Below are 25,959 nucleotides of genomic sequence, written 5' to 3'. Positions count from 1 at the left end.
AGAGCGCGCCCCATGTCGACCTTTGAACCTGACGAAATCGACCGCCGCATCCTCGACGTGGTCCAGCGCGTCTTCCCCCTGACGACAGCTGAACTCGCCGACCGCGTCGGACTGTCTCAATCTCCATGCTGGCGTCGCCTCAACCGATTGAAAGCCGAGGGCTATGTCGTGGACGCCAGACCGCGCCTGGTCGCTGAAAAGCTCGGCCTCCACACCACGATCTTCGCCAACGTCAAGCTTTCGGCCCACGGACGGACCAATCTCACGGAATTCATCGACGCCGTCTCCCGGCTGCCGGAGGTCATCGAGATCCACCCCACCATGGGACCGTTCGACTTCCTGCTCCGGATCATCACCGGCACGGTTGAGGATTATCGCGAGCTCGCCTTCGGCCGCCTGCTCACCCTGCCCACCGTGCAGGAGATCAACTCGACCATGTCCCTGGGCGCCGCCAAGATGACGACCGCCCTGCCCTTGCGTTGACGCTCGCCTGCCCCCTTCGCCGGGCCCCGGCGTTAGCCCGGCGGCCGCCTTCGCCTGGTCTGGCCAGGGTCAGGGCGTCGTCCCGGCGGGCTCCGGCCCGACGTCGAGATCCGGGGTTTCGTCCCGCCACCGCACCGAACCGGCCGGTCGCTCCAGCAGCCGACGAACCTGGACCGGCGCCTCGGGATCCAGAAGCGCCCGGCTCTCGTCCAGCCCCTCCCGTCCCGAGCCCTCGCCCCGATGGACCAGATGCTGGTAGTCGTTCCAGGTCGGGGCGTGGAACCGCTCGGTCCAACGCGTGGCGTCGGAGATATCCCGGGCGATGGACCATCCGTAGCCGCCGGTGCGCAGGCGATAGCGGCGCACCTTCTGCATCACGGCGTAGAAGGCGCGCGCATTGCGCGCCGGCACGACATAGTCGATCTCGATGACGATCGGACCGCTACGGGGCGTGATGTCGAGTCCGACGGCGGGTCCGGCCCGGTCGAGCTGCCGTTCCTCGGGCGGCAGGGACATGTTCGGCAGCCGCAGCCACAGGCCCGCCAGGGCCGACGTCGCCATCAGCAGTCCCGCGACAAGCAGCGTGTCGCCCACGCCGATCTGGTCGGCGCAGCGGCCCCATCCCCAGGCGCCCAGGGCCACGCCTCCAGCGATCGTCGCCTGGAAGATGGCCAGGGCCCGCCCGGCGACCCAACGCGGAGCCGAGACCTGGATGGAGATGCTGTAGAGCGTCAGCACGCTGGTCCAGGCCACGCCGGCGACCAGGAGCGCTATCAGGGTCGCGGCCTCATGACGGCTCGCGGCGACGACGAGGATCGCCGCCCCCATGACGACGGCTGAAAGGCGGCTAGAGGTTTCAGTCGTAAGACGGCGGCGGATCGACGGCAGGATGACGGCGCCGATCACCGCCCCCAGTCCGAAGGCGCCCAGAAGCAGACCATAGACCGGGGCATCGCCCTGCAGGAGCTCGCGGGCGATCAGCGGCATCAGGGCGGGAACGACGCCGCCGATCAGGCCGAACAGGAGGGTTCGGACAATGAAGGCCCGATGGGACGGGGCGTAGCGGATGAAGCGAACGCCAGACACGAGGGCGCGCCAGAAGGTCTCAGGGGCCAGTCGCGCCGGCTCCTGCTTGCGCTTCCACAACAGCAGAACCGTCAGCAGCGGCAGATAGAAGACGGCGTTTGCGGCGAAGGCGCCGATCGCCCCCACCGCTGCGACGATGACGCCGCCGATGGCGGGCCCGAAGCTTCGAGCGACATTATAGCTGATCCCGTTGAGCGCGATGGCCGACGGCAGGGCCTGGCCCGGCACCTGTTCGGAGACCGAGGCCTGCCAGGCCGGGCCGAAGACGGCCATCCCGCTGCCGACGACGAAACAGAAGGCCAGCAGGATCGGCGGCGTCAGGAGCCCCAGAAGCGTCACCACGCACAGACCGACCGCCCCGGCGAGCGCGAAGCTCAGCGCCCCGATGCAGGCCAGGCGTCGGTCGAACATGTCCGAGATTGCTCCGGCCGGCAGGGCGAAGAGCATGATGGGCGCCATCAGGGCGGTCTGGACCAGGGCCACCATCATGGCGTCGTCGGTCAGCCGACTCATGCTCCAGGCCGCGCCGACCCCCTGTATCAGGATGCCGAAGTTGGACAGCAGGCTCGCCGACCAGATGCGTCGGAACACAGGGACGCGCAGGGGCGCGAGCAGGCCCTCTTCGCGGACGGCGGCGGTCATGGTCGCCTCCGCGAGACGCGCTGCTCGTGGGACAGGAAGAGACGCCGCGCGCGCGCCGCATCACCGGCGGCGAGGGCTCCGGCGATCAACGGGCCGAGACCGTGGCGGTCGTGGTCGGCGACCGGCGCAATCGCATCGACGACAGCGCTGAAGATCTCGATGGCGGCGTCGCCCGAAAGCGCGCCGAACCGGGCGAGCGACAGGCCGGGCCCATCCCCTGCCAGCGCCAGGGCGCGACGCTCCCTCGGCATTTCGGCGATGGCGCTGAGCGCCTTGAGGCCCAGCTGGCGCCGCAGGGAGGTCGCATCCTGGGGATCGATCTCCGTCCGGCCCAGATAGTCGAGAGCGCGTCCCATCGCTGCGGCGGGCTCGGGGACGGCCACGACCAGGCCGCCGGCGCGACCGCGCTCCATGCGGACAACGGAATGCTGCTCCAGCATGCGGACGGCCTGGCGCAGGGTGCTCACCGTGACGCCGTATCGCGCCACAAGATCTCCGGCGCCGCCGATCCGGGCTCCGGCCGACCAGCCCTGAAGTCGCACGTCGCGCAGCAGCTCCCTCGCCAGGCGCTCGGCCGGATGGCCGCTCCCGTCCGGCAGTTCGCCCTCGATCACGGGCACCTGCCGTTGGTCGCGGTCGATGGCGCTCCAGGCCGCCTGGCTGTCACGAACCAGCGCCAACTGGCGTTCCCGGAGTTCGAACAGGGCTCCGACGTCGCCGGCGATCTGCGCCTCGATCATCTCGAGAAGGGAGTCCCACCAGGCGCCGCGGTAGGCCAGGCCGCCCGCCAGGACGCTATAGGGCGCCATGTCCTGCCCGTACTCGGCGATTGTCTGGTAGGCGAGGCCGGCCAGCGGGTCCTTCACGAGGCCGCGAATGGCGCTCAGCAACTGGCGGATCTCGCCCATGCGCGGCAGGTTGGTTTCCGAGTCGCGCTTCAGTCGCCAGGCGAGCTGGCGCACCTGTTCGCACTCGTCAGGGTCGAGACGGGGCGTCGAGGTCAGAAAGACATGGGTGTCGACGGCCTTCAGGAGCCGGTCGGCGGCATAGGGCCCCTGCATCCGGCTTTCCAGCAGGATGGCGAGGGCCCGCCCGGCGGGCTCCGGATCCGGCGGGGCGACGATGAGCCCTCCGCCGATTCCCCGCTTCATGAAGGCCACGCCGCGCGCCTCGAGGATGCGGGCGGCCTGACGCAGCACCGAACGCCCGACCTCGTGGCGGGCGCGCAGGTCCTGCTCGGACGCGACCAGGGCGCCGGACCTCAATCCGGCGCCCCGGATCATGTCCGCAAGGGTGTCCGCAAGCTGAACTGCGACGGGATCGGTGGCCATTCCTGCTCTACTTCCGTCCGCCGTTCCGGCGTCTCGGTCGGCGGACATGTGGGAGACGACGCCGTCCCTTCGGAGCCCCCGGGCGATCGAAACGACGCAAGCGCCGCCGACCGATATCCGATCCCTGGGCCAGCGGGAAGGGAATGTCGATCGGCGACGCTCGGCCGGGCGACCGGCCGGCGGTCAGGAGCCGAAGGCGTACCTCAGCTCCACCCCGAAGAAGCGGGGCTGCCCGTACAGATAGGTGGCGACGCCGAACTCGCTTGTGAGCTGATTATTGGTGCCCGTGACGTAGGTCTCGTCGGTGGCGTTGCGGATATAGGCGGCCGCGCTGACGCCCGTCCCCCTGATGTTGCGCCAGTCCGCCCGCAGGTCGATGCGGGTATAACCCTCCAGATTGGTGCCCAGGCTGGACAGCGCGACCAGAGGATTGCCGTTGGGCACATTGGCGGGATCGGTGGCGATGCCGCTCTGGTGGTAGATGCTGGCCAGGGCCGAAAGCTCGCCCATGCCCTGCGGCAGCGGGATCTCGATCCGCGGCGTGAAGTTCAGCTGGTGTTCAGGGGTATTGGGGAATTTGCTATTCGACAGATCGCCGAGCAGGGCGTCCGTGTAGCTGTCGTACTTGGCGTCCAGATAGGTGTACTGGAGCGAGGCGCTGAACCAGTCGGACGGTGCGACGGTGAGATCAAGGTCCAGCCCGGCGATGGAGCCGGCGGCGGCGTTGCGGGTCACCGTCGAGGCCGGCACCGTGGCCAGATTCACAAACCTCTGGATATTGGTGTAGTCGTCGTAGAAGACGTCGACGGCGTAGCGCACCTGCCAGCCGCCCAGGGTGGACAGCCCCTTCACTCCGGCCTCGTAGTCGGTCACCTCCTCGGGCTGGAAGAACCGGTCGGCGGGATTGATCGCGGTGCCGTTGAACCCCCCGCTCTTGAAGCCCTTGCGAACAGTCGCATAGACATTGAGGTCGCGGCTAAACTGATAGTTGGCGGCCAGGTTCCAGGTCGTGGCGTCAAAGGAAACGTACATCCTGGCGCCCGCGCCCGCGCCCAGCTCGGTCGGATAGGGTTGGAGCGGCGAGAAGAGGACAAAGGTCTGGGACGGTCCGCTGGACCTCTCATCCGTCGTCTTGCGCAGCCCGCCGGTCAGGGTCAGCCTGTCGGTGACGGCCCAGTCGATCTGGCCGTAGACGGCTTCGCTGCCCGACGAGGACTGGGCGATATTGACGGCCTGGATGACGCCGCCGTTCGGCAACAGCCCTGGAATGCGAACGAACTGGCGCGTGTCGAAGCCGTAGTTGAGAGGCGTTTTTGCGTCCTCGGTGAAGTAGCCGACCACCCCGTCGATGTTCCAGACGTTGAACTGGGCCTGGAACTCCTCGCTGGTGTATTTGGACTTGTTGCCGAGGGGATTGGTCACATGCAGGACCGTCACCGGGCTGCCGTCGAGGTCGTAGGACTGGCCTGCGGTGGAGCGTCGCTGGCTGTAGATGTTCTTGAACGTCAGATGGTCATTCAGGGCCCAGGTCGTGGTGTTGATCCATCCCTGACTGTCCAGCTTCATGTAGTCGGGCTCGTAGTTGGTGGCGATCGCACGAGGGCCGCGCGCCTTCTGGGCCGCAAGCGCGGCCTGGAGCTGGCCGTAGATGGGCTGGTTCGAATAGGAGGGCGCGATGACCGCCAGAGAGAGGCCGGACCCGGCCTCGTCCACATTGACGTCCTGATACAGGAGGGTGTTCTCGAAACCCTCGAACGGACGCGCGGTCAGGCTGATCCTCCAGGCCTCACGATGCTCGTCGTCCAGCTTGTCGCCGTTCGTGACATTGTCGGTATAGCCCTCGCGGCGCAGCACCTGGCCGGCCACGCGGAACATCAGCTTGTCGCCCAGGATCGGGCCGCCGAGACCGAACTCGAGGTCGCGACGCTCATAGTCTCCGAAGCGGCCCAGGACATAGCCGTTGAACGCCTCGCTGGGCGCGCGAGGCGCGAAGAGGACGGCGCCGCCGGTGGTGTTGCGTCCGAACAGGGTCCCTTGCGGCCCCTTCAGGACCTGGATGCCCTGAAGATCGAAAATTGCGTCGCCGAAGGACGGCACCTCCGCGAAATAGGGAACGACGCCCGGAGAATTCTGGCCGAACGCCTGGCCCTGCCCCCGGATCGAATAGGTGATGTTGTTGCGGTTGGCGGTGGTGTTCTGAACGCTGAGACCGGGCGCGACCTGGCCGAGATCGTTGGCGTCGCGAACCCCCTTCTCCTCCAGGACCTCCTGGCTCAGCGCGGTCACGGCGAGAGGCACCTCCTGCAGCCGCTCCTGGCGTCGACGCGCCGTGACGACGACGTCGTCGATGGCGGAAACCTGATTAGGGTCACTGGTTGAAGGCGTCGGCGACTGCGCGAATCCGAAAGTAGGCGCGGTCATACAGGTGGCGAACAGCAGGCCGGACAGGCCGATCCTGCGAATTGGGCGCGCGGAATTAGCGCCAGAAGCGTGGTGCGTCATCGTTCCCTCCAATGCCGGCCGCGCCCATTTTTGGGCGCTGGTGAGAAGGTCCCCCTGCCGTGCATTGAACAAATCAGTCTCACATGTGCAGAATATCGGCAAGAACATTCGTCTGAGGTCAGAATTCTCGTTTCTCCGCGAAAGCCGCTGCCTTCACCTTGAGGTCACGCATTGACGCGAATTCGGATTAGAGAATGATTGACTGATTTCAGAACACGCGGATAGATGAGGCGATCGGCCGGAGAGCCAGAACCCAAAACCAGTCACACATTAGGATGAGCGCCCATGTCGGACCCGGCTGAAACCCCCGCCCTGGACACCCGCGGCTACGCCGTCCGGGACCCCTATTTCGGCGCGCCCTACATCGACCGCGACGAATGGCGCGAGGCCCCCTACCCCCATCGCAACATCCACGGCGGCTTCGAGAACACAGACACCCGTTTCACCTTCTACTTCCCCGCCGAGGAGGAATGGGGCGGCCGGATGTATCATCCGCTCGAAGGCGCCCACGCCGGCCATGAAGAAGCCTTCGCCGGCGCGATGGGCGCCCTGCTCGGCGGCCTCGACATGATGGTCAAGCTCGGCGGCTACATGGTCGAATCCAACTCGGGCCATATCGGCGACGACGTCGATCCGCGCGCCGGGATCGATCCCGGGCTCTACGGCTATCGCGCCAGCGTCGAGAGCGCGCGCTTTTCCAAATTCGTCTGCCGCCAGGTTTTCGGCCGCGAGCCCGACTACAGCTATGTCTGGGGCGGCAGCGGCGGAGGGCGGCGCTCGCCCCTCTGCCTCGAGTACGGCGACGGCGTCTACGACGGCGCCCTGCCCTTCATGGGCGGCGGCAATGTGGAGCCGCACGGCACCAATGCGCGCGTCCGCAGTGAACAGCCCTTCTCGTTCGGCAGCATGTTCAACGTCCAGCGCCTCTTGCGCGGCGACAAGCTGGACCGGGTCATCGACGCCATGGCGCCCGGCGGAGGCGGCGACCCCTTTGTCGGCCTCTCCCAGCACGAGCGCGAGGAACTGGCCAACCTGTACCGCCTCGGCTACCCGCGCGGCGACGAGTTCATGATCGCCAAGCCCATGGGCCAGATCTGGCTCTGGTGCTCGATCGCCGGCATGCTCCTGGAAGAGGACGCCGACTATTTCGCGCGCTTCTGGGACACGCCCGGCTATGTGGGGCACGACCGCCCAGAGGTGGTGGCGGACGACCTCATCGACATCGAATTGCCGATCAGCCGGATCATCACCGCCCAGGACCTGATGGGCGAGGAATTCAGTGCGCCCGAGTACGCCGATGCAAAGGCAATGATCCTGCTGATGGCGTCGAGTTCAGGGGCCTGGGACCTGCCGGTGGCGATCGAGGTCAAGGGTCTCGAGGGCGGCTACAGCACCGGCAGCGGCGTCCTGATCCAGAGCGGAGACGCGGCGGGCCGGCAACTGTTCTGCACCCGCGCCGTCGGCGACATCTGGTTCTGCGACGGCCGCGCCGACGCCAATATCCTGCGCTTTCGCGGGGTCGAGGTCGGCGACAGGGTCCGCCTCGACAACCACGCCTTCCTGGCCTTCTGCTATGCCTACCGGCACCATATTTCGGACGACCCGCTGAACGACTTCCTTCGCGTCGACGGCCGTCCCGTCTATCCGCAACACGGCGTGCCGGCCCAGTCGCCTCTCATGGGCGTGCCCTACTCCGGCCAGTATTCGGGCAGGCTGCTCTGGATCCACCACACCCACGACGCCTCGCTGTGGCCGCCCCAGGGCGTGATCTACAAGCGCGCGGTCGAGGACGCCCAGGGACCGGAGGCGGCCCGGGAGAAGTTCCGCCTGCAATGGACGCAGAACGCCGAACATGTCCCGCCCATGCTCCTGCCCAGCTGCGCCGAACGCGCCACCTCGACCTGGCTGATCAACTACATGCCGATCATCGAACAGGGCCTGGTCGATCTCGCAGCCTGGGTCGAACAAGGCGTCCCGCCGGCCGAGACCGCCTATGAGTTCGCCGACGGCAAGGTCAGCCTGCCGTCGTCGGCCAAGGCGCGCGGCGGCGTCCAACCGGTCGTTGCGGTCACCGTCGACGGCGCCGTCCGCTTCGACGCCAAGGTCGGCCAGCCGGTGACCTTCACCGCACAGGCCGAAGCGCCTGAAGGCGCCGGAACCTTCACCCAGGCTCAATGGGACCTGGACGCCTCAGGCGCCTTCGCCGTCGAGGCGGAGGTCCCGCCCGGACAGACCGAACTGATCCTCAGGACCACGACCCGCTTCGACCGGCCGGGCGTCTATTTCGTCACCTGCCGCGTGCGCCTGAACCGGGAGGGCGATCCGACGGCGCGGCGTCAGCTTGAGAATCTGGCGTCGGCCCGGGTCGTCGTCGCCTGATCCCAGGCCGGCGCGTCATCGACCCGCCGCCGCATCCGCCCCAACCGCCGGGACGGCCCGAACCACAACACCCAAGGGAGGACTAGCGTGACCTTATCTGTGAAATCCAGGCTTCTCGTCTGCGGCGCCGCCGCGGGAGCCGCCATCCTGTTTCATGGCTCCGCCGCCTCGGCGGGGACCTGCGAAACCGCGGCCATCCAGGCCGCAGCGCCGGCCGATACTGTGATCACCTCGGCGACCCCGACAGCGGCCCCCGTGCCGCACTGCCGCGTCGAGGGCTATGTCGTCACCACCAACCCGGGCCCCAACAAGGTCAATTTCCGGCTCCAGCTGCCGGATGAGAACTGGCGCAACCGCTACTACTTCATCGGCATGGGCGGCGCGGCGGGCTACGTCCCGTCGGACTCCCAGATTCCCGCCGGCAATCCGCTCGTGCAGGGCTTCGCCGTCGCCGGGACCGACACCGGCCATACCGGCCACATCCTCGACTGGAGCTTCCTGTCCGATCCCGCCCAGGCGCGCGACCATATCGACCGGGGCGCCCACGTCACTGCGGTGGCGACCCAGCAGATCACGCGCGCCTACTACGGCGGCGCGCTGTTCTATCGCTACACCTCGGGCTGCTCCGGCGGCGGGCGCATGTCCACCGAAGCCATCGAACGCCACCCCGAAGACTATGACGGCGTCCTGCTCGGCGCCCCTGGCGGCCGCAGCTCGGCGACCATGCTCGCCTTCATCAACGCCGCGCAGCAGATGGCGCGCGAGCCGGGCTCCTGGGTCTCCCCCGCCAAGTTCGTCATGCTCGACGCCAAGGTCACCGCCGCCTGCGACGAAATCGACGGCGCCAAGGACGACATCATCCAGGACCACACCAAGTGCAGCTTCGACTTCGACGCCCTGGCCTGCAAGGACGGTGATCGTCCCGACTGCCTGACCCAGCCTGAGCTCAAGAGCATCAAGGCCATCGTCGCCGGTCCGCGCAGCCCCTCCGGCCTCATCAAGGTCGGCTTCCCGATCTCCAACATGAGCGTCTGGGCCGGCTTCATGGGTCAGGTCCCCCCGCCCTGGTCCGACGCGGCCACGGTGGAGAACATGGCCCGCTCTTCGCCTGGCTATGTGATCGGCAGTTCCCTGGCCAAGGTGCTCTTCGGCCCCGACTTCGACGTGATGACCATGGACCTGAACGACCAGGCGACCATCGACGCCTGGTGGGAAGCGACCCGCAAGCTGGACTTCGGCGCCCCCTACAGCGCCAACCTCGCCCCCTACCGCGACCGCGGCGGCAAGGTGCTGATGTGGAACGGGGTCAGCGATCCCTGCTGCATCGACACCGAGATGGAGCAGTACTACGCCGACGCCGCCCGATCGGTCGGCGGCATGGATGATCTGCGCCAGTTCGCCAGCTTCTACCGCATCCCCGGCATGGGCCACTGCGGTTCGGGCACCGGCCCTGGCGATGCGCCGGACGTCCTGATGACCGAACTGATCAACTGGGTGGAAAAGGGCGAAGCCCCCGGTCCGGTCGTCGCGCACCGTGGCGCCGAGCGCCTGCAGCTTCTGTTCGCCGATCCGGCGACCAAGACGGTGTCGGGCGTACTCGTGCCGCCGCCGACCGGATCCTCGCGCGACTTCCTGCTCTGCCGTTACCCCGAGGTCGCGGTGTTCGATTCCGCCAAGGCGGGCGCGCCGGGCGCCGTCTACGACGCAGCGAACTGGCGCTGCAAGGCGGCCCCGCAGACCTGACCGCGACCGGCCTCTGAGGCGAAAACGCCGCTTCGCTCCGGCGAGGCGGCGTTTTCCGTTCTCTTCAGGCGTCGCCGACGAGCCCCGCAGGGCCTTGGCCCCGCCTCGGCGGGGACAGGCTCCCGCCGCCCAGGCCGTCGTCGCGCGCGCCGCCGACTATTACGATGGCTTCGACGCAGAACTGGGCCGCTGGTTCGAGACCTGCCCGGACCGTGCGGCCCGCACCGGCCTGACCCGCGGCTGCGTCACCCATGTCGATTTCGGCGCCCAGCGCGCGGGCGTCAAACGTCCTGCTTTCGGTCTCGGCGGCCCTGAGCCCCTGGCCCCCGGGTTCTTTCTGGGCGGCGCCGGCATTCATCCCGGCGGAGGCGTTTCGGGCGGTCCGGGCCGACTGGTCTCCCGGCGGGTCCTCGACTACCTCGCTCGCGGGGGCGCGGTCAGGTCATCACCCCGGAATGCAGCGCCAGCTGCCCCCCGTCCGCATTCATGATCAAGCCCGAGACATAGGCGGCGTCGTCCGACGCCAGGTAGGCGATGGCCTGGGCCTGCTCCTCGGCTTCGCCCATCCGTCCCAGGGGCACGCGCGCGATACGGGCCCTGAGCCTTTCAGGGTCCATGCCGTTCGCCCCGGTCGTCAAATCCGTGGCCGTGATGCCGGGACAGACGCAGTTGACGCGGATCCCGTGACGCCCCCACTCGACGGCCAGCGACCGGGTCAGGCCGACCACGCCATGCTTGGACACGACATAGCCGATCTGGTTCGGCACGGCCGCCAGGCCGGCGATGGAGGCCACGTTGACGATCGCCCCGCGTCCGGCCGGGATCATCGCCGCCTTGGCGACTTCCCGAGACCAGTAGAACTGGGAATAGAGGTTGGTGCGCACCACCCGGTCCCAGGCGATGAAGTCCTCCGCGGGAGCCACGACCGAAATCCCGACATTGTTCACCAGGACATCGATGCGACCGCAGCCCCGCATGACCTCGGCGACCGCCTCGGCGGCGAAGGTCTCGTCGGCGGCGTCGCCCGGCAAAGCCAGAGCCCGGCCGCCTGCGGCCTCGATCCCGGAGACGGCCGCCGCCGCCAGTTCCGGGTTCAGATCGTTGAGCGCCACGAACGCGCCCTGTCGCGCCAGCAGGAAGGCCGCGGCCCGGCCTATCCCCCCGCCCGCGCCGGTGACGACAGCCACCCTGCCCTTGAACCTGTCGGACGCCGGGTCCGGTGAAAGCGACGGGGTCATGCAAGCTCCGTGTCTAGCGAGGTGATTTCATGGCGGCGGGCGCGACGACCCGATCCTGGCCCGCGATCAGGCCGGACAAGACAAGACCGAGGCCGATCACGGCCGCCAATCCGGCCACGGCCTCGAACCCGCCGGTCCACTGGTGCAGCAGGCCGACGCCGAGCGGCGACAAGGCCGCCGGGACATAGCCTACGCCCTGGGCCATGCCGGACAACTGCGACGCCGTCTGGCTGTCGGCCGAGCGCAGGAGCACCAGGGTCAGGGCGAGAGAGAACAGGCCGCCCTGGGCCAGTCCCTGGACGACCGCCCAGACCCAGACGCCCGACAGGGGCGCCAGCAACAAGCCCAATAGCCCTCCCGTCGCAGCCAGCGACAGGAGCAGGGCCAGGCCCCGCTGGTCCGGCCGCCGCGCCGCCGCCGCCGGTATGGTCAGGGAGGTGGCCAGCTGGACCAGGATCAGAACGGACAGGACCAGGCCGGCGGTCTCGGCGTCGAGGCCCCGCTCGCGCAGGATGGGCGGCAACCACCCCAGGACACAGAAGGCCAGGGCCGACTGAAACCCCATGAAGAGCGCCACGCTCCAGGCCAGGGGGTGACGCCAAAGCCCCGGAACCGGCGCGGCGCCCGCCCTAGCCCCCTGCGCGCCGCTCCCCGCCAGAGGCAGCCAGATCAGGCAGATGACGACGACTGGCGCGGCCCATATCGCCAAGCCCAGGCGCCAACCGCCGCCAAGCGCGGTCTCGACCGGAATGGTGACCGCAGCCGCCAGGGCCGCGCCGCCGGAGATGGCCGTGACATAGGCGCCCGTCAGCCAGGCGGAACGGGCCTGAAAATCGCGCTTCACGAGCGCCGGCAACAGCACATTGGCCGTGGCTATGGCGGCGCCAGTCAGGATCGAAAACGAGAACAGGGCCCAGACCGGCCCTAACGCGCGACACGCCGTTCCCAACGCGATCAGCACGAGGGCGCCCAACAGGCTGCGCTCCGCACCCCAGAGCCGCGCCAGCTGCGGCGCCAGGGGGGCGAAAACGCCAAGACACAGAACCGGCAGGGTCGTGAGCAGGCCGACCTGCCAAGGCGCCAGACCTGTCGCGAGGGCGACCTCGGGCAGGCGCACGGAAAGACTGGCGAACACCAGCCTCAGACAGAATGCGGATCCGACGATTCCAACCGCCAGGAGGCGTCGATCGGGCCCTCCGGCCAGGCGCAGGGACATCATTCAGGCTCCGCCCCCTCCAACGACGCGAAAGAACTTCACCTCGTGACTTGCAAGTTATCATTCGACAGTGAGAATATGATTTCAATGACAGACACGCAAGGCAGGCCATGCTGATCGACGTCCATGCGCACCTCTTCACCCCCGGCATGCTGAACCGGCATCCGTTCTGGGGCCCCTTCATGAAGCCGCAAGGCCTGACGGTCGGGCATTTCTCCCTCGGCACCAAGCAGCCCGCCAAGGCGACGACCGATGCGGAGGCCGAGGCCAACCTCCTGGCGCGGATGACCCACGAGGCGCGTCTGGCCGTGATGGAGCAGCGCGGCGTCGACAAGCTGGTCCTGTCCACCCCCTCCCACGCCTTCATGTACTGGGCCGGGGAATTCGGGACCGAATACGCCCGGATCTGCAACGACGAACTCTCCGCCTTCTGCCGCGTCATGCCGGACAAGTTTGATTTCTGGGCCCATGCCAACCTGGCCGATCCGGAAGCCGCGGTGGAAGAGATCGACCGCGCCGTTCGGGTGCTGGGGGCCAAGGGGTTGTGCGTGGGCGGCACCAATTTCGACGGTATCCAGACCTATGATGAAAGACTGTTTCCGGTCTGGGCCAAGCTGGTCGAACTCGACGTGCCCATCATGGTCCACGGCTTCAATCAGTCGATCTATCTGGGCGAGCGCCATCACGAGGATCGGTTCGAAACCACCTCCATCGTCGGCGACTGCGTCGATGAGACCCTGTTCTTCTGGTACCTGATCTGCGGCGGAGCGCTGGACGCCTTCCCGAGCCTGAAGACCTACATCACCCATGCGGGAGGCATGGCCGTGTTCCAGCTGGGCCGCCTTTCGGAGCTGAACGGCGTCATGGCGCCGGACGCCCGCAACCAGCGTCCGTTGATGGACTACATGAAGAATTTCTACTTCGACCTGGACCTCCACCACCCGGCCCTGCGTCGCGCGGTCGCCGAGGTCGTCGGGGCCGACCAATTGGTCTACGGGACCAATTTCGGCGGAGCCTACGACTATGGCGACCTGACCGAGGGGATCGATCTGTCCGACAGCGATAGAGAGAAAATTCGCAGCGGCAACGCCATCCGCCTTCTCAAGCTCGACATGAGCCTACCGCCTTCAAGTCCATGATTTTCAAAAGCTCACGGCCCGAATTTTCGCGCCCGACGGCGCTCAGGGTTTGCTTTGACGGCCAAACGCCATTCGCGATAGAGAATAACTGAACAACTTCTATAGATCCGTTCAAAAAATACCGCGCCGCCTGCGACGCGCACAATGGTTCAACGAGGCCCCAGAGGACCTCGACAGGAGGAAATCACATGCTGATCGATCTTCACGCCCACGCCCCGCTGCCCGGCTATTACAATCAGGATCCCCACTGGGGCCCCTTCTTCGAGAAACACGACGACGGCCATATCCGCCTGCGCGTGGGGGAATGGATTCTGTCCCTCGGCTCTCCGGAACGACGCGCCGCCGTCAATCGCGGCGAGACGATGGAAGTCGCCGAGTTCATGTCCAAGTGGAATGATCCGAAGCACCGCCTGGCCGGGATGGACGCCCTCGGCCAGGACGCACAGGTCCTGTCGGTGCCCTCGCACTGCTACATGTATTGGGCTGATCCCGCCTTCGCCAACCGCTTCTCGACCAAGGTCAACGACACCCTCGCCGACTACTGCGACCGTTCGGACGGCCGGCTGATGATGTGGGCCACCGCCGCCCTGCAAGACCCGGTCAACGCCGCCAAGGAGATCCGTCGCGCCTGCACGGAACTGGGCGCCAAGGGCCTCAGCGCCGGCGGCTCCAACTTTGGCGGCATGGAGTTCGACGACCCGCGCATGGACCCGATCTGGGAGGTTCTGTGCGACCTGGACCTGCCGATGTTCGTGCACGGCTACAACCAGTCCGTGACCTGGGGGGCCAAGGCCAACACCGACAAGTACGAGACCACGGCCATCGTCGGCATGAACTACGATGAGACCAAGTGCTTCTGGTACCTGATCTGCGGCGGGGTCCTGGACCGCTTCCCCAACCTGAAGGTCTATATCACCCACGCTGGCGGCTTCGTGCCCTATCAGCTGGGCCGTCTGGCGCAGACCATCAAGAACCTCGACGTGGTCCACAACAAGAAGGATCTCGAGGAATACCTGCCGAACTTCTGGTTCGACCCCGAACTGCATGAACTGCCGATGCGCCAGGCCCTGGTGGAGGTGATTGGCGCAGACCGTCTGGTATACGGCACCAATTTCGGAGGCTCCGACGCGATCCGCGGCGACCTGACGACCGGCCTTCGGATGTCGGCCGAAGACCTCGAGAAGGTGCGCTGGAAGAACGCCGTCGACCTGCTCCACATCGACCTCGACAAGATGGGACGCGCCAAGACGCTCGTCGCCGCCTGACCCCGTCAGGCTGACGGCGGCGCCCGCGCCGTCGTCAGCCGCCCCCGCCCCCTTCGCCGCTGCCTGCAAACAACAGGACCCCCGATGCCTCGCCATGGCGATTGCAAGATCTGCACGATGCTGGAGACGGCTCCGCCCGAGAACCTGGTGCTCGACGGCGAACACTGGGGCGTGGTCGCCATGCGCGAGGCGGCCGGCGTGCTGATGGTCTTCACCCGCGACCACGACCAGGGCGTCGGCTCGATCTCGGACGCCGCCGCCGCCAGCTTCGGGCCGCTGATCAAGACCCTTTCGGCCGGCCTCTCCGCCTCCGGATTTGAAAAGACCTCGGTCATCTCGCTCGGCGACAACGCCGTCCATACCCACTTCATGCTCGTGGGCCGCAAGCCGGCGGACGCGCCCATCTTCGACAATACGCCGCTGATGGCCCGTCTCGCCTGCAAGGAGGGCGAGCGCGCCCGCGCCGTCGCCGGGCGCCTGCGCGACGGGCTCAAGAACTCAGGACTGACCGCATGAAACTCGCCCTATGCAGCGACGGCGGCGCCCCCTTCTGGGCCGTCGTCGACCCCGAGGCTGACGCCGCCCGTCCGATCTCCGGCGGGATCGCCGACTGGGGTCCCCGCGTCACACGCGGCGAGGGCGAAGCCGCCCTGAGGTTCGAGGGCCCTGCCCGCGCCCTGTCGACGCTGAGGCTGCTCGCGCCGTGCGAGCGGACCAGCAAGGTCGTCATCGCCGGGGCTAACTACAGCAAGCATCTTGTCGAATTCGGCGTCGCTGCGCCGACCCAGCCGATCGCCTTTCTCAAGGCCTTCGGCGCCCTGATCGGCGCGAACGATCCCATCCGGTACCCGCCCCTCACCGAACAGCTCGACTATGAGTGCGAACTGGTCGTGGTGATCGGCACGGACGAGATCGACCTGGACGACCCCCTCGCCTGCGTCCTCGGCTACACCGCCGGCAATGACGTCAGCGCCCGCGACCTGCAACGCAGCGGCCCGCCGGGCATAGGCATGGATCTCTACGCCGCCAAGAGCCAGGACCGGGCCACCCCGGTCGGCCCCTGGATCGTCACGCGCGATGAGTTCCCGGTCGGCAGCCCCGCCCTGCGCCTGTCCACCACGATCAACGGCGAAGTCCGTCAGGATGGAACCACAGCAGACATGACCTGGGATGTTTCAGCGCTGATCCGCTTCGTCCAGGCCCGGGTGAGCTTCGGCGTCGGCGACCTCTTGTTCACCGGCACGCCCGAAGGCGTCGGTCAGGGCTCCGGGCGATATCTGAACCCGGGCGACCTCGTCGAGGTCGTGCTGGAGGGCGTCGGCGCCCTGCGCAATGTCGTCGGCCCCAAGACCCTGGCCTGAACGACGGACCGGGGCCGACGAAGGCGCCGAGGCGGGCCTAGGCCGGCTTGAGGGCCCTGAGGACGGCGTCGATCGTCGCCTGAAGGCGCAGCGCCAGGGGCTTGCCGTCGCGCGCCGACACAATGGTCTCGCTCAGCGCCAGCCGCACCATCATTTCGGCAATGGCGTTCCGGTCCACCACCACGCCGATGTCGCGCTCCCAAGCGTCGAACACCGATTCCAGCGCCGTCAGAACCCGCGCAATGAAATGGTCGAAGTTCGACTCGAAATACTGCAGCACGAAGGCTGGCTCGACATGCAGGAACTGGGCCCCGCGGTGGGTTTCATTGTTGGAGACGCTGTACTTCAGAAAGGCGGCGAACCGCTCCGCCGGCGTCTTGCAGCCCGCCATGGCGTGGCTGAGCTCTTCGTCGGTCTCGGTGCGAAGACGCAGGACCACGGCTTCGAGCACCGCCTCCATCGAGGGGAAGTAGCGATAGAGGGTCCCGCGGGAAATCTCGGCGGCGTCACAGACCTCCTGGGCGGTGATCCGCGGCGTTCCGTGATTCATCATCACGTTCTGGGCTGCCGTGATGATGTTCTCGATCGTTCTGGCGGCGCGGGGATCCGCACGGCGCTTGCGGGCAGGCGCATCCGGCGGCGCGGCGTCTGTGAGGGCCGAACGCTCGACCGGAGCCTCCGGGCGAGCCCTTCTGGCGTTGACGGTCATACGTATCTTGCTCCGGGAGTTCAGGCGGGACCGTATCCGGTCGGGACCGATCACGCAAACCGCGCCCGCCTGTCTGGACGATATTTCGATACATAATAGTCATTTCTGTATAGAAAATTACAGGAAAATCCGCCTGTTTCACGCCTTGGAGGACCGTCGCACATGCATATCGATCTTAGCGCCAAACGGGTGATCGTAACCGGCGCCAGCCGCGGAATCGGTCGGGCGGTCGCAACGGCCTTCGCCCAGGAAGGCGTGCGCCTGGCGATCTGTTCGCGCAGCGCCGACACCCTGGAGGCTGTCGCCGCGGACCTGCGGGCCCTCGGCGCCGCCGACGTGATCGCGGTTCCCCTGGACGTGCGCGACACCGCTGCAGTGCGTGCCTTTACGGCTCAGGTCGCCGAGGCCTGGGGCGGGGTCGACGTGCTGGTCAACAACGCCGGCCAGGGCAAGGGTGGAAGCCTGGAAACCCTGGAGCCCGAGGACATCCTCGACCACGCCGACAATATCCAGGTCGCCCATTTCCGCTTCGCGCAGGCGGTGGTTCCGCACATGCGCAAGCAGAAGTGGGGCCGCATCATCAACATCAACGCCCTGGCCGGGGCCCTGCCGACGCCCGACGGCATTCCCTCGGTGACCAACCGCGCGGCCGGCATCGCCCTGTCCAAGCTGCTGGGACAGCAGCTGGCCAAGGACAATATTCTCGTGAACAGCCTGAACATGGGCTGGATCGACACCGGACAGTGGGACCGGCACTACAAGGAGATGCCCTCGACCATCAGCCGCGAGGAATTCCTCGAGATGGTGGTCAAGATCGTGCCGCTGGGGCGCTTCGGCCGGCCAGAAGAGGTGGCCCATGTCTGCCTCTTCCTGGCCAGCGACCTGGCCAGCTTCCTCAGCGCGGCGTCGATCGACGTGTCGGGCGGGCTCCAGGGCGCGATCGCCTACTACCCCACGCTGAAACGCGAGATGCAGGATCTGGGGCGAGCGCGCGAGGCCACGCTCGCCGCCGAGTGACCTAGTAGGCCTCGCCCTGGGGATAGAGCGCCAGCCGGGCGATGTTCGCCCGGTCCGGCTGCTCCAGCATGAAGCGGATGGCGCGAGCGATGTCTTCGGGGTCGAGCGCAACCGGGTTCTCGACCTTGGCTGCGGCCATCATCTTGTCGAACATTTCGCTCGAGGTCGAACCCGGCGCGATGGTGCCGACCTTGACGCCGGTTCCCGCCAGTTCGATGCGAAGCGACTGCGTGAAGGCCTCCAGCCCGTGCTTGAGCCCGCCGTAGACCCCGCCCGCCCGCGAGATGAGATAGGCGCTGATGCTGGAGACATTGATGATCGCACCCGACGACTGGCTGCGGAATTCGCGGGCGAAGACGTAGGAACTGCGCACCACCGCCTCGAAGTTCACACGGATCATGTAACTGACCGCGTCCAGGTCGATGGAGTCCATCGTCCCGACCGCCATGACGCCGGCATTGTTGACGACCACATCGGCGCGTCCGAACCCTTCCTTGGCCAGGCCCAGCAACTGCTCCGGCGTCCCGGCCTCAGCGATGTCGGCGGCCAGCAGGACGCTGGGCCCCGGCAAGGTCGCCGCCAGGGCCTCAAGCTTCTCCAGGCGGCGGCTGGTCAGGACCAGATTGCAACCGGCCCGGCTGAGTTCCAGCGCCGTCGCCGCGCCGATGCCGGTCGAGGCGCCGGTAAGGACGACCGTCTTTCCCTTCAGGTCCATTGGCCCGGCGCCTTCTTCATGCTCTCGATGGTGGGACGCATGTCGGCGACACTGGGCAGATGGGCGGTGAAGCCGCCATCGACCGAGAGGATCTGGCCGGTGACATAGCTGCTCAGGTCGGAGGCCAGGAAGACCACCATATTGGCGATGTCGCGCGGCACGCCCAGTCGCGGCACCAGGCAATGGCTGAGGAAGATGTCCTGGATATGGGCCGGCAGCCGCTGCTCCATACCGGGCTGGATGATCAGCCCCGCGGCTATGGCGTTCACCCTCACCCCCCTCGGACTATAGGCCGTGGCCATGTGCCGGGTCAGGGCGTTGATCGCCGCCTTGCTGGCGGCGTAGGCGAAGTTGCTCACGTCGCCGGACAGGGACTGGCCGGACGAGATGTTGACGATCGATCCGCCGCCCCGCTCCAGCATGGAGGGAATGGCGTATTTACAGAAAAGCATCGGGGCGCGGGCGTTGATCGACTGGACCTGGTCCCACAGCTCGACCGGCATGTCCGGTATGTCGAGGTCGCGCGAGGAGAAACCCGTCGCCCCCGCGTTGTTGTCGAGAATATCGACGCCGCCGAACGCGGCGACGCACGCCTCGACCGCCCCACGGATGTCATCCTCGCGAGTGATGTCCCCGGCCTTGCAGGCGACGTCGTGTCCCTGCCCCTTCAGCCGCTCGGTCACCGCTTCAAGTTCGGCCGCCCGCAGATCGGTCAGCAGGACCCGCGCCCCCTGTTCGGCCAGGGCCAGGGCCGTCTCCGACCCTATAGACCCCGCCGCGCCGGTGACCAGCGCGACCTTCCCATCCAATAACGCCATACCCTCGCCTCCCTCTCGTCGTCGGCTTCAGCCGCCCTGTTGTTCCATTTCAGCCACGTTCGCAGGCCGCGACTGATATCCCGGCATATGCAGGCCGCCGTCGACATTGATCAGTTCGCCTGTGACGAAGCGGGACATGTCCGACGCCAGGAAGACCGCCACCGGCGCGATATCTTCTTCGGGATCCCCGTTGCGCTGAAGCGGCTTCATCGCTGCGACCCGCTCGGCGAACCCCGGCGAATCCGCCGCCATCTTCTGGAACACCGTCCCCATGGCCGCCGGCGACAGCAGGTTGACCCGGATGTTGAACCGGCCCCACTCGTGCGCCGCGCTGCGGGTCAGGCCGCGAAGGGCGGACTTGGTGATGCTGTAGTCCGAGTTCAGCCACGCCCCGGTTTCGACGTCGATCGAGTAGAAGTTGACGATCGAGCCGCCGCCCCTGGCGATCATGTGCGGCCGTGCAGCCTGCATCGCCCACCAGCCGGCCCACAGGCCGGAGTGCAGGGTCGCGTCGAGCATTTCGTCTGTCTTGTGCTCGAGAAGGACCTTGGGGCTCAGGGTGAAGGCGTTGTTGATCAGGATGTCGATGCCGCCGAACCGTTCGACGGTCGCCTCGACCGCGCCCTGGATCTGTTCCTTCACCCTGACATCGGCCTTGAGCACCTCGGCCTGACCGCCCAGCTCCTCGACCAGCTCCTGGCGAATCGTCGCGCAGTAGTCGTCATTGTACTCCGCCACCATGACCGAGGCGCCCTCGCGGATGAATTTGCGAGCAATGCCTCTGCCGATGCCGCCGCCCCCGCCGGTGACCAGGGCGACCTTGCCGTCAAGCAATCCCATCAGAGCAGTTCCTCGGGGGTGCGGACCGTGGTTCCGAGAATCGGACCGACCAGTTCATGCCCCCAGTAGCTGAGACGCTCGGCGTTGAGTTCGAACGGATCGCCGGGCCAGGGATGGGTTTCGGCGATCACCTCGACGGCGAAGCCGGACGGCGAGAAGTGATAGAAGGAGAAATGGGGATCCTGGGTGTGCTGACCGAGGGTCATCTGCACCGGGATGCCGCGCTTGTTGACGATGTCCCAGGTCTCGCCGACATCGCGCAGATCGCCCGTCAGCAGGCCCATGTGCTGGACCCCCATCCGACCCGGCGCATGTCCGTAGCCGATGTCATGACTGGTCAGGTTGTTGAGCCCGGCGCGGTAGAAGCCCGTCTTGCCCTTGCCCGCGCCCGAGCCGTACCACTGGAAGCCCATGATGTTGATCAGGAAATCATCCAGCTCCGGTCCGTATTCCGGGGTGATCACCACGACATGGCCGAAGCCGCGGCCATGGGTGTTGAAGCCGCCGTGGCGGCGTCCGGGAATGAAGGAGTCGGGCTCGCCCTTCTGGCCGTAGAAGAGTTCGTACTGGTAGCCCACGGGGTCCTTGAACCGGACCACGTCGCGCACAGCACGGCGCGTCCGAAGATCGTCCGTCCCGTACTCCACAGCTATGCCGGCGTCCTCGAGCTTCTTGACGGCCTTCTCGAAGGCGATCCGGTTGACGCATTCCCAGCCGATATAGGCCAACTTGTCGATGGGGCCCGGCTGGAAGGCGAACCGATAGCGGCGGTCGTCCATACGCAGATAGAGGGACTCCGGCTCGTCCTCGGGCGACGGGGCGACAGCGAGGCCGAGCACCTCGGGGCCATAGGTGCGCCAGGCGCTGATATTGGGGCTTTCAAAGCCGAGATAGCCGATGCCGCGGATATCCATTGTCCTGATCCTTGTCTTGCAGGTTTTTCAGCAGGCGGTGGTGCCGCCGTCGATGATGAAGTCGGCGCCGGTGATGAAGGCGGCCTCGTCGCTGGCCAGGAAGGCGGCCATGCCGACGACGTCTTCCGGTTCACCGGGCCGGCCGAGCGGAATTCCGCTGGTCAGCTGGGCGCGCACCGCCGGATTCTCGACAAAGGCGCGCGTGCCGGGGGTGATGATGAAGCCCGGGCTGATGCTGTTGGCGCGCACGCCGTGGACAGCCCCCTCCAGCGCCGCCTGGCGCGTCAGGGCGATGATCCCGCCCTTGGTGGCGTTGTGGGCCGCGGTGCCGTTGCCGCGCGACCCCTGCCATCCGGCGGTCGAGGCGACATTGATGATCGCTCCACCCTGCCTGGCCAGATGGGGCCAGGCGAACTTCATGCTCAGGAAGACCAGGTCCAGTTCGTTGCGGATGGTGAAGCGCCAGTCCTCGACGGAGAGTTCGGCGATAGAGCCGAACCGCGCCGCCGAGGCGTTATTGTAGAGGATGTCGATACGGTCGTGCTCGGCGACGGCCTTGGCGATCCAGGCCGCCGCGCCCTCGGGCTGGCCGAGATCGCAGACCATGGTCGTCATGAGGCCGCCGGCCTCGGCGACCAGCCGCAGGGTCTCGGCGTCGGCCTCGGCGTTGACGTCGCATCCGACGATGACGGCGCCGTCGGCGGCGAACCTCAAGGCCGCCGCCCGCCCCTGGCCGCCGCCTGTGCCGGAAATCAGGGCGACCCGCCCCTCCAGCCGGCGCGTCACAGGGGGGCCCCTTCCTGAGCCGCCCGCGCGTCTCGGGCGTCCAGCGCCGTGCGGATGGCGGCGTGCTTGTCGCGGGTCAGGGGATAGGTGAAGGCCAGCCAGGCGCCGAGCAGGAACAGGACCGCCGACGGACCGGCGAACACCATCTCCAGACCGGATATGGCCTCCGGCGTATTGGCCGCCATCAGCGCGGGCTTGTAACCGACCAGGGCGAGGGCCGCGAAGGACAGGCCGACGGCCAGCGCCCCGCCCAGCTTCCAGCTGCTGATCAGAAGCGCATAGAGGACGCCGGTCTGGTCCGAGCCCGAGTCCAGACGAAGCTCGTCGCCTGCGTCCGCCATCATCGCCCGCGGCAGGAGGTTGAAGGCGCCGAACGACAGCCCCCAGCCCATCATGCCCAGGGAGGCGGCCAGGAGGTTTCCGTCAGGCAGAAAGACAAAGACCACGCTGACGACTGCGGCGAGGACGCCCGAAATCCCGAGTACGAAATGCTTGTCGAGCCGACGCGCCAGCCAGGCGACGGCCGGCACGGTGATCATGGCGGTGACGACCTGGGCGATGAGGACGACGCCGACCGCGCTTCGATCCAGCCCCTTGGCCGCCGTGATGAAGAAGACCAGCATCGCCGAGGCCGTGCCGAAACCCAGGCCGAACAACAGGTCGATGGCGGCGATGCGAAACACCGCCTTGCGGCCCACCACGGCCAGATAATCCTTGAGGCCGACGATGTGACGCTGGGTGACGGCCGCCGCCTCGGGCACCCGCCATGCGGCCAGGGCCACGGCGGGCGCCATCAACAGGATGATGATCCAGCCCATGAGCCGCGTCGGCTCCAGGCCGGTTTCGCCTAGCTTCGACAGGAGGATGGGAAAGCCCATGACCGTCAGGATGCCCAGCAATGAAGCAAACTGCAGCCAGGCGTAGACCCGCGACCGCTCATCATAGCTCGTCGCAAGGCCGGAGGCCAAAGCCAGCTGGGCCAGCGACAGGATCGACCAGCCGAGGAAGGCGGCCGTCAGGGTCGCGAGAAGATACAGCGGCCCCACGCCCGGCTGGGCCATGAAGAGCAGATAGACCGCCAGCATCAGCGCTGGCGCGCCAAAGATGAGCCAGGGCCGGTAGCGGCCCCAGCGGCTTCGCGTACGGTCCATCGCCGCCCCCAGCAGGGGATCGACCACGATGTCGAAGACGCGCACGCAGGTGAAAATGACGCCGATGACGGCCAGGGGCAGCCCCAGAACCGTGGCGTAATGCTCAGGAATCATCACCACCAGCGGCAGGGACAGGGCGGTCAGAGGAATGCCCATCAGCGACAGCGACAGCAGGCCTGGCGGCCTGCGATCACTGCGGGCGCGCGCCGTCGGGCTCGCCGCGACTGACGGGGCGGTCATCCTTCGACAGGTTCCACGACAATGGCCGCCTGCGGACAGGATTCGGCGCCTTCAATGGCCCGCTCGAGCAGCTCGGGCGGCACCAGTCCGGTGGTCAGAACCACCAGCCCGCCCTCGAGCTGATAGATCTCGGGGCAGATTTCCACGCACGTCCCGTAGCCGCAGCAGGCGCTACGGTCGGCGACGACGCGATGCGCGATCGCATTTGCACTCATCTTATTCCTCCGTGCCGGGCGTCCCTTTGGGACTTCTCCGGGGGCCAGCGGCCCGTCGTTCCTCAACAAATCGATGAGTTGCATTTTCTATACAGAAATGCCACCTCTGTTCAAAATTATGTGGTGCTCAGCGCCCAGGAGGAAAGACATGCTGGACCGGACACGGGCGACCCTTTCAGATGGGACGACCATCGACGACCTGATCAACATCGAGACGCGGGAAGTTGAGCTCAGGGCGATCTCGGACCCCGAGCTCTACGACATCGAGATGCGCAAGGTCTTCGGCAAGACCTGGCTGCTGCTGGGCCACGAAAGCGAGATTCCCAATCCCGGCGACTTCATCACTCGCCTGATGGGGTCTGATCCGGTTCTGATCACGCGCCAGAAGGACGGCTCGATCCGGGTGATGCTGAACGTCTGCCCCCACCGCGGCATGCGCGTCTGCACGGCCGACGCCGGCAACGCCAAGGTCCACACCTGCATCTATCACGGCTGGGCCTTCAAGAATGACGGCGACTTCATCGGCGCCCCCGTGGCCGGCGAGAAGATGCACGGCGACATCCTGCCCAAGGAAAAGCTCGGCCTGACCCAGGCGCGGAGCCATCTCTACGGCGGCCTGATCTTCGCCACCTGGAACCTGGAAGGCCCTTCGTTCGACGAGTTCCTCGGCGAGATGAAGTGGTATTACGACATGCTGTTCTGCCGGACGGACAAGGGCCTGGAGGCCCTCGGCCCGCCGCAGCGCTTCACGATCAAGGCCAATTGGAAGACGGCCTGCGAGCAGTCCGCCTCCGACGGCTTCCACACCCTGACCCTGCACCGCTGGCTCGGCGAGTTCGCCAAGTTCGGCGACGGCGACCTGACCACCTCCATGTACGGCACGGAAGTCAGTTCGCTCCAGGGCCACTCCCTGCGTTGCATGCCCGTGGCCAACAAGTTCAAGCAGGCGGCGGGCTTCCGCGACGGCAATCTGACGCTGGAGGAGAAGCTGGCCATCGTGCCGCCGCCCGGCATCACCAAGGAGATGCTTCCCGAGCTGATCCGGAACCTGTCTCCGGAACAGCTGGGCCTTCTGGTCGACAGCCCGCCCCAGGTCGGAGGCATGTTCCCCAACGTCCTGATCGCCTTCATCTACGTGCCGCAACCCGACGGCGAGATCATCGGCCTGACCTCGCTGCACACCTATATTCCCAAGGGTCCGGACGAGTTGGAGTTCTGCAACTACATCCTGGCCGAAAAGGACGCGCCCGAAGAACACAAGCAGAAGGCGCTGCAGTTCGCTGTGCGCATGCTGGGCACCTCCGGCATGGTCGAACAGGACGATTCCGACACCTGGCCGCACATCACCCAGACCGCCAAGGGCGCCGCCGCGCGCCACGTTACCATGAAATACCAGGCCGTCTGCACCACGCCGCCACGGCCCGACTGGCCCGGCCCGGCCCTGGTCTACGAAGGCTTCACCAAGGACGACACCCAGTGGAACTGGTGGCTGGCCTATCGCGAACTGATGAACGCCCCCGCTTGATCATCATCATCGCCGCCATCATCAGGATCACAACACCATGACCATGAACGCCGTCATCCCGACCGACGTAAGCGTCGCCTCGGACGCCCCCTTCCGCCCCAAGCGCGTGCCGGTAGGCTCGCCCGCCTATAATGAGATCACCGAGTTCCTCTATGAGGAAGCCTGGCTCCTGGACGAGATCCGCCTGGCCGAATGGGTGGCCCGGCTCGATGTCGACCTGCGCTACACCTGCCCGGTGCGCCAGACCCGCCCCCTGCACCAGCAGGCCCAGTCAATCGTGCGCACGGTGATGCATTTCGACGAAACCTACGCCTCGATCCGGGGCCGCGTCGGCCGCATCACCGACACCCGCAGCGCCTGGGCCGAAGACCCCCCGTCGCGCACCCGCAGGCTGGTGACCAACATCCTCGTGGACGCCACCGACGATCCCGACGAGTTCGAGGTGAAGAGCTATCTGCTCTGCAGCCGCAGCCGGTTCGAGGAAACCAACCTGCTGTTCCTCAGCTGCGTCCGCCACGATCTGCTGCGCCGCTACGACGACGGCATCAAGCTGGCCCGCCGCGAGATCATCGTCGACCAGACGGTGCTGGGCTTCCCCAACCTCGCCATCTTCCTCTGAACCGACAGCGACGGGCCGCCGGCGT

General features: G+C 67.0%; 24 protein-coding genes. 10 read left to right on the top strand and 14 right to left on the bottom strand.

Annotated elements, in window-relative coordinates; all coding sequences use genetic code 11:
* Positions 1-12 precede the first annotated feature (12 nt).
* The gene (locus tag ACI2KI_RS17030; RefSeq protein WP_312784994.1) at positions 13-483 is read left to right on the top strand and encodes an Lrp/AsnC family transcriptional regulator; all 471 of its coding nucleotides are present in this window, start codon (positions 13-15) and stop codon (positions 481-483) included.
* Between the two features lie 69 nt (positions 484-552).
* On the opposite strand, the gene ACI2KI_RS17025 is transcribed toward ACI2KI_RS17030, so the two are convergent.
* The 3 genes from ACI2KI_RS17025 to ACI2KI_RS17015 form a co-directional block, all read right to left on the bottom strand.
* Positions 553-2,211, bottom strand: a complete 1,659-nt coding sequence (locus ACI2KI_RS17025) for an MFS transporter (protein ID WP_404621940.1) — start codon at positions 2,209-2,211, stop codon at positions 553-555.
* Positions 2,208-3,542 carry a GntR family transcriptional regulator gene (locus ACI2KI_RS17020; RefSeq protein ID WP_404621938.1) on the bottom strand — a complete coding sequence of 445 codons (1,335 nt, stop codon included), beginning with the start codon at positions 3,540-3,542 and terminating at the stop codon, positions 2,208-2,210. Before ACI2KI_RS17020 ends, ACI2KI_RS17025 begins: the two co-directional genes overlap by 4 nt.
* A 183-nt stretch (positions 3,543-3,725) precedes the next feature.
* Positions 3,726-5,963, bottom strand: a complete 2,238-nt coding sequence (locus ACI2KI_RS17015) for a TonB-dependent receptor (RefSeq protein ID WP_404621936.1) — start codon at positions 5,961-5,963, stop codon at positions 3,726-3,728.
* A gap of 366 nt (positions 5,964-6,329) precedes the next feature.
* Between ACI2KI_RS17015 and ACI2KI_RS17010 the strand changes: the two genes are divergently transcribed.
* Both ACI2KI_RS17010 and ACI2KI_RS17005 read left to right on the top strand, forming a co-directional pair.
* Positions 6,330-8,423 (top strand): hypothetical protein, encoded by a 2,094-nt coding sequence (locus ACI2KI_RS17010; protein WP_313412977.1) that lies wholly within the window; start codon positions 6,330-6,332, stop codon positions 8,421-8,423.
* Between the two features lie 87 nt (positions 8,424-8,510).
* Complete coding sequence (locus ACI2KI_RS17005; RefSeq protein ID WP_312785004.1) at positions 8,511-10,166, top strand: tannase/feruloyl esterase family alpha/beta hydrolase; 1,656 nt, start codon at positions 8,511-8,513, stop codon at positions 10,164-10,166.
* A 64-nt stretch (positions 10,167-10,230) separates the two neighbouring features.
* On the opposite strand, the gene ACI2KI_RS17000 is transcribed toward ACI2KI_RS17005, so the two are convergent.
* From ACI2KI_RS17000 to ACI2KI_RS16990, 3 genes are all read right to left on the bottom strand, one after another.
* The gene (locus ACI2KI_RS17000; RefSeq protein WP_312785006.1) at positions 10,231-10,419 is read right to left on the bottom strand and encodes a hypothetical protein; all 189 of its coding nucleotides are present in this window, start codon (positions 10,417-10,419) and stop codon (positions 10,231-10,233) included.
* A 184-nt stretch (positions 10,420-10,603) separates the two neighbouring features.
* A complete protein-coding gene (locus ACI2KI_RS16995) occupies positions 10,604-11,404 on the bottom strand; it encodes an SDR family NAD(P)-dependent oxidoreductase (RefSeq protein WP_312785008.1) in 801 nt (266 codons plus the stop codon).
* 13 nt (positions 11,405-11,417) lie between these two features.
* Entirely contained in the window at positions 11,418-12,623 is a 1,206-nt protein-coding gene (locus tag ACI2KI_RS16990; protein WP_312785010.1) for an MFS transporter, read from the bottom strand.
* A gap of 107 nt (positions 12,624-12,730) precedes the next feature.
* Here ACI2KI_RS16990 and ACI2KI_RS16985 point away from each other — a divergent pair, with 107 nt between their 5' ends.
* The 4 genes from ACI2KI_RS16985 (at position 12,731) to ACI2KI_RS16970 (ending at position 16,385) form a co-directional block, all read left to right on the top strand.
* A complete protein-coding gene (locus ACI2KI_RS16985) occupies positions 12,731-13,759 on the top strand; it encodes an amidohydrolase family protein (protein WP_312785011.1) in 1,029 nt (342 codons plus the stop codon).
* Positions 13,760-13,947: 188 nt separating this feature from the next.
* On the top strand, positions 13,948-15,024 hold the full coding sequence (locus ACI2KI_RS16980; protein WP_312785012.1) for an amidohydrolase family protein: 1,077 nt from the start codon (positions 13,948-13,950) through the stop codon (positions 15,022-15,024).
* An 84-nt stretch (positions 15,025-15,108) separates the two neighbouring features.
* Entirely contained in the window at positions 15,109-15,540 is a 432-nt protein-coding gene (locus ACI2KI_RS16975) for a hypothetical protein (RefSeq protein ID WP_312785013.1), read from the top strand.
* Positions 15,537-16,385, top strand: coding sequence for a fumarylacetoacetate hydrolase family protein (locus tag ACI2KI_RS16970; RefSeq protein ID WP_313103671.1), 849 nt, complete (start codon positions 15,537-15,539; stop codon positions 16,383-16,385). Before ACI2KI_RS16975 ends, ACI2KI_RS16970 begins: the two co-directional genes overlap by 4 nt.
* Positions 16,386-16,422: 37 nt before the next feature.
* Here the strand turns inward: ACI2KI_RS16970 and ACI2KI_RS16965 are convergent, their stop codons facing one another.
* Positions 16,423-17,094, bottom strand: a complete 672-nt coding sequence (locus tag ACI2KI_RS16965; RefSeq protein ID WP_312785015.1) for a TetR/AcrR family transcriptional regulator — start codon at positions 17,092-17,094, stop codon at positions 16,423-16,425.
* Between the two features lie 162 nt (positions 17,095-17,256).
* On the opposite strand from ACI2KI_RS16965, the gene ACI2KI_RS16960 reads away from it, so the two are divergent.
* The gene (locus ACI2KI_RS16960; RefSeq protein WP_312785016.1) at positions 17,257-18,111 is read left to right on the top strand and encodes an SDR family oxidoreductase; all 855 of its coding nucleotides are present in this window, start codon (positions 17,257-17,259) and stop codon (positions 18,109-18,111) included.
* A gap of 1 nt (position 18,112) precedes the next feature.
* Here ACI2KI_RS16960 and ACI2KI_RS16955 read toward each other — a convergent pair whose 3' ends face one another.
* Genes ACI2KI_RS16955 through ACI2KI_RS16925 form a run of 7 tightly spaced genes read right to left on the bottom strand, consistent with a single transcriptional unit; the run spans position 18,113 to position 23,790 of the window.
* Positions 18,113-18,826, bottom strand: a complete 714-nt coding sequence (locus tag ACI2KI_RS16955) for an SDR family oxidoreductase (RefSeq protein WP_312785017.1) — start codon at positions 18,824-18,826, stop codon at positions 18,113-18,115.
* A complete protein-coding gene (locus ACI2KI_RS16950; protein WP_312785018.1) occupies positions 18,817-19,644 on the bottom strand; it encodes an SDR family NAD(P)-dependent oxidoreductase in 828 nt (275 codons plus the stop codon). The genes ACI2KI_RS16955 and ACI2KI_RS16950 overlap by 10 nt, the downstream gene beginning before the upstream one ends.
* Positions 19,645-19,671: 27 nt before the next feature.
* Positions 19,672-20,484: an SDR family oxidoreductase gene (locus ACI2KI_RS16945; protein WP_312785020.1), complete on the bottom strand. Its 813-nt coding sequence runs from the start codon at positions 20,482-20,484 to the stop codon at positions 19,672-19,674.
* The gene (locus tag ACI2KI_RS16940) at positions 20,484-21,398 is read right to left on the bottom strand and encodes a VOC family protein (protein ID WP_312785022.1); all 915 of its coding nucleotides are present in this window, start codon (positions 21,396-21,398) and stop codon (positions 20,484-20,486) included. The genes ACI2KI_RS16945 and ACI2KI_RS16940 overlap by 1 nt, the downstream gene beginning before the upstream one ends.
* A gap of 27 nt (positions 21,399-21,425) precedes the next feature.
* Entirely contained in the window at positions 21,426-22,184 is a 759-nt protein-coding gene (locus tag ACI2KI_RS16935; protein WP_312785024.1) for an SDR family NAD(P)-dependent oxidoreductase, read from the bottom strand.
* On the bottom strand, positions 22,181-23,575 hold the full coding sequence (locus tag ACI2KI_RS16930; protein WP_312785026.1) for an MFS transporter: 1,395 nt from the start codon (positions 23,573-23,575) through the stop codon (positions 22,181-22,183). The genes ACI2KI_RS16935 and ACI2KI_RS16930 overlap by 4 nt, the downstream gene beginning before the upstream one ends.
* Positions 23,572-23,790 carry a ferredoxin gene (locus tag ACI2KI_RS16925; RefSeq protein WP_312785028.1) on the bottom strand — a complete coding sequence of 73 codons (219 nt, stop codon included), beginning with the start codon at positions 23,788-23,790 and terminating at the stop codon, positions 23,572-23,574. Before ACI2KI_RS16925 ends, ACI2KI_RS16930 begins: the two co-directional genes overlap by 4 nt.
* Positions 23,791-23,938: 148 nt before the next feature.
* On the opposite strand from ACI2KI_RS16925, the gene ACI2KI_RS16920 reads away from it, so the two are divergent.
* Both ACI2KI_RS16920 and ACI2KI_RS16915 read left to right on the top strand, forming a co-directional pair.
* Positions 23,939-25,315, top strand: coding sequence for an aromatic ring-hydroxylating dioxygenase subunit alpha (locus ACI2KI_RS16920; protein WP_404621933.1), 1,377 nt, complete (start codon positions 23,939-23,941; stop codon positions 25,313-25,315).
* A gap of 37 nt (positions 25,316-25,352) precedes the next feature.
* Positions 25,353-25,934, top strand: a complete 582-nt coding sequence (locus ACI2KI_RS16915) for a 3-phenylpropionate/cinnamic acid dioxygenase subunit beta (RefSeq protein WP_312785032.1) — start codon at positions 25,353-25,355, stop codon at positions 25,932-25,934.
* Positions 25,935-25,959: the final 25 nt, after the last annotated feature.

Origin of the sequence: Brevundimonas sp. NPDC046655 (genome assembly GCF_044901625.1) — a bacterium.
Taxonomy (GTDB): domain Bacteria; phylum Pseudomonadota; class Alphaproteobacteria; order Caulobacterales; family Caulobacteraceae; genus Brevundimonas.
Note: the sequence above shows the minus strand (reverse complement) of the source record. Positions and strands in the feature narration are given on the sequence as shown.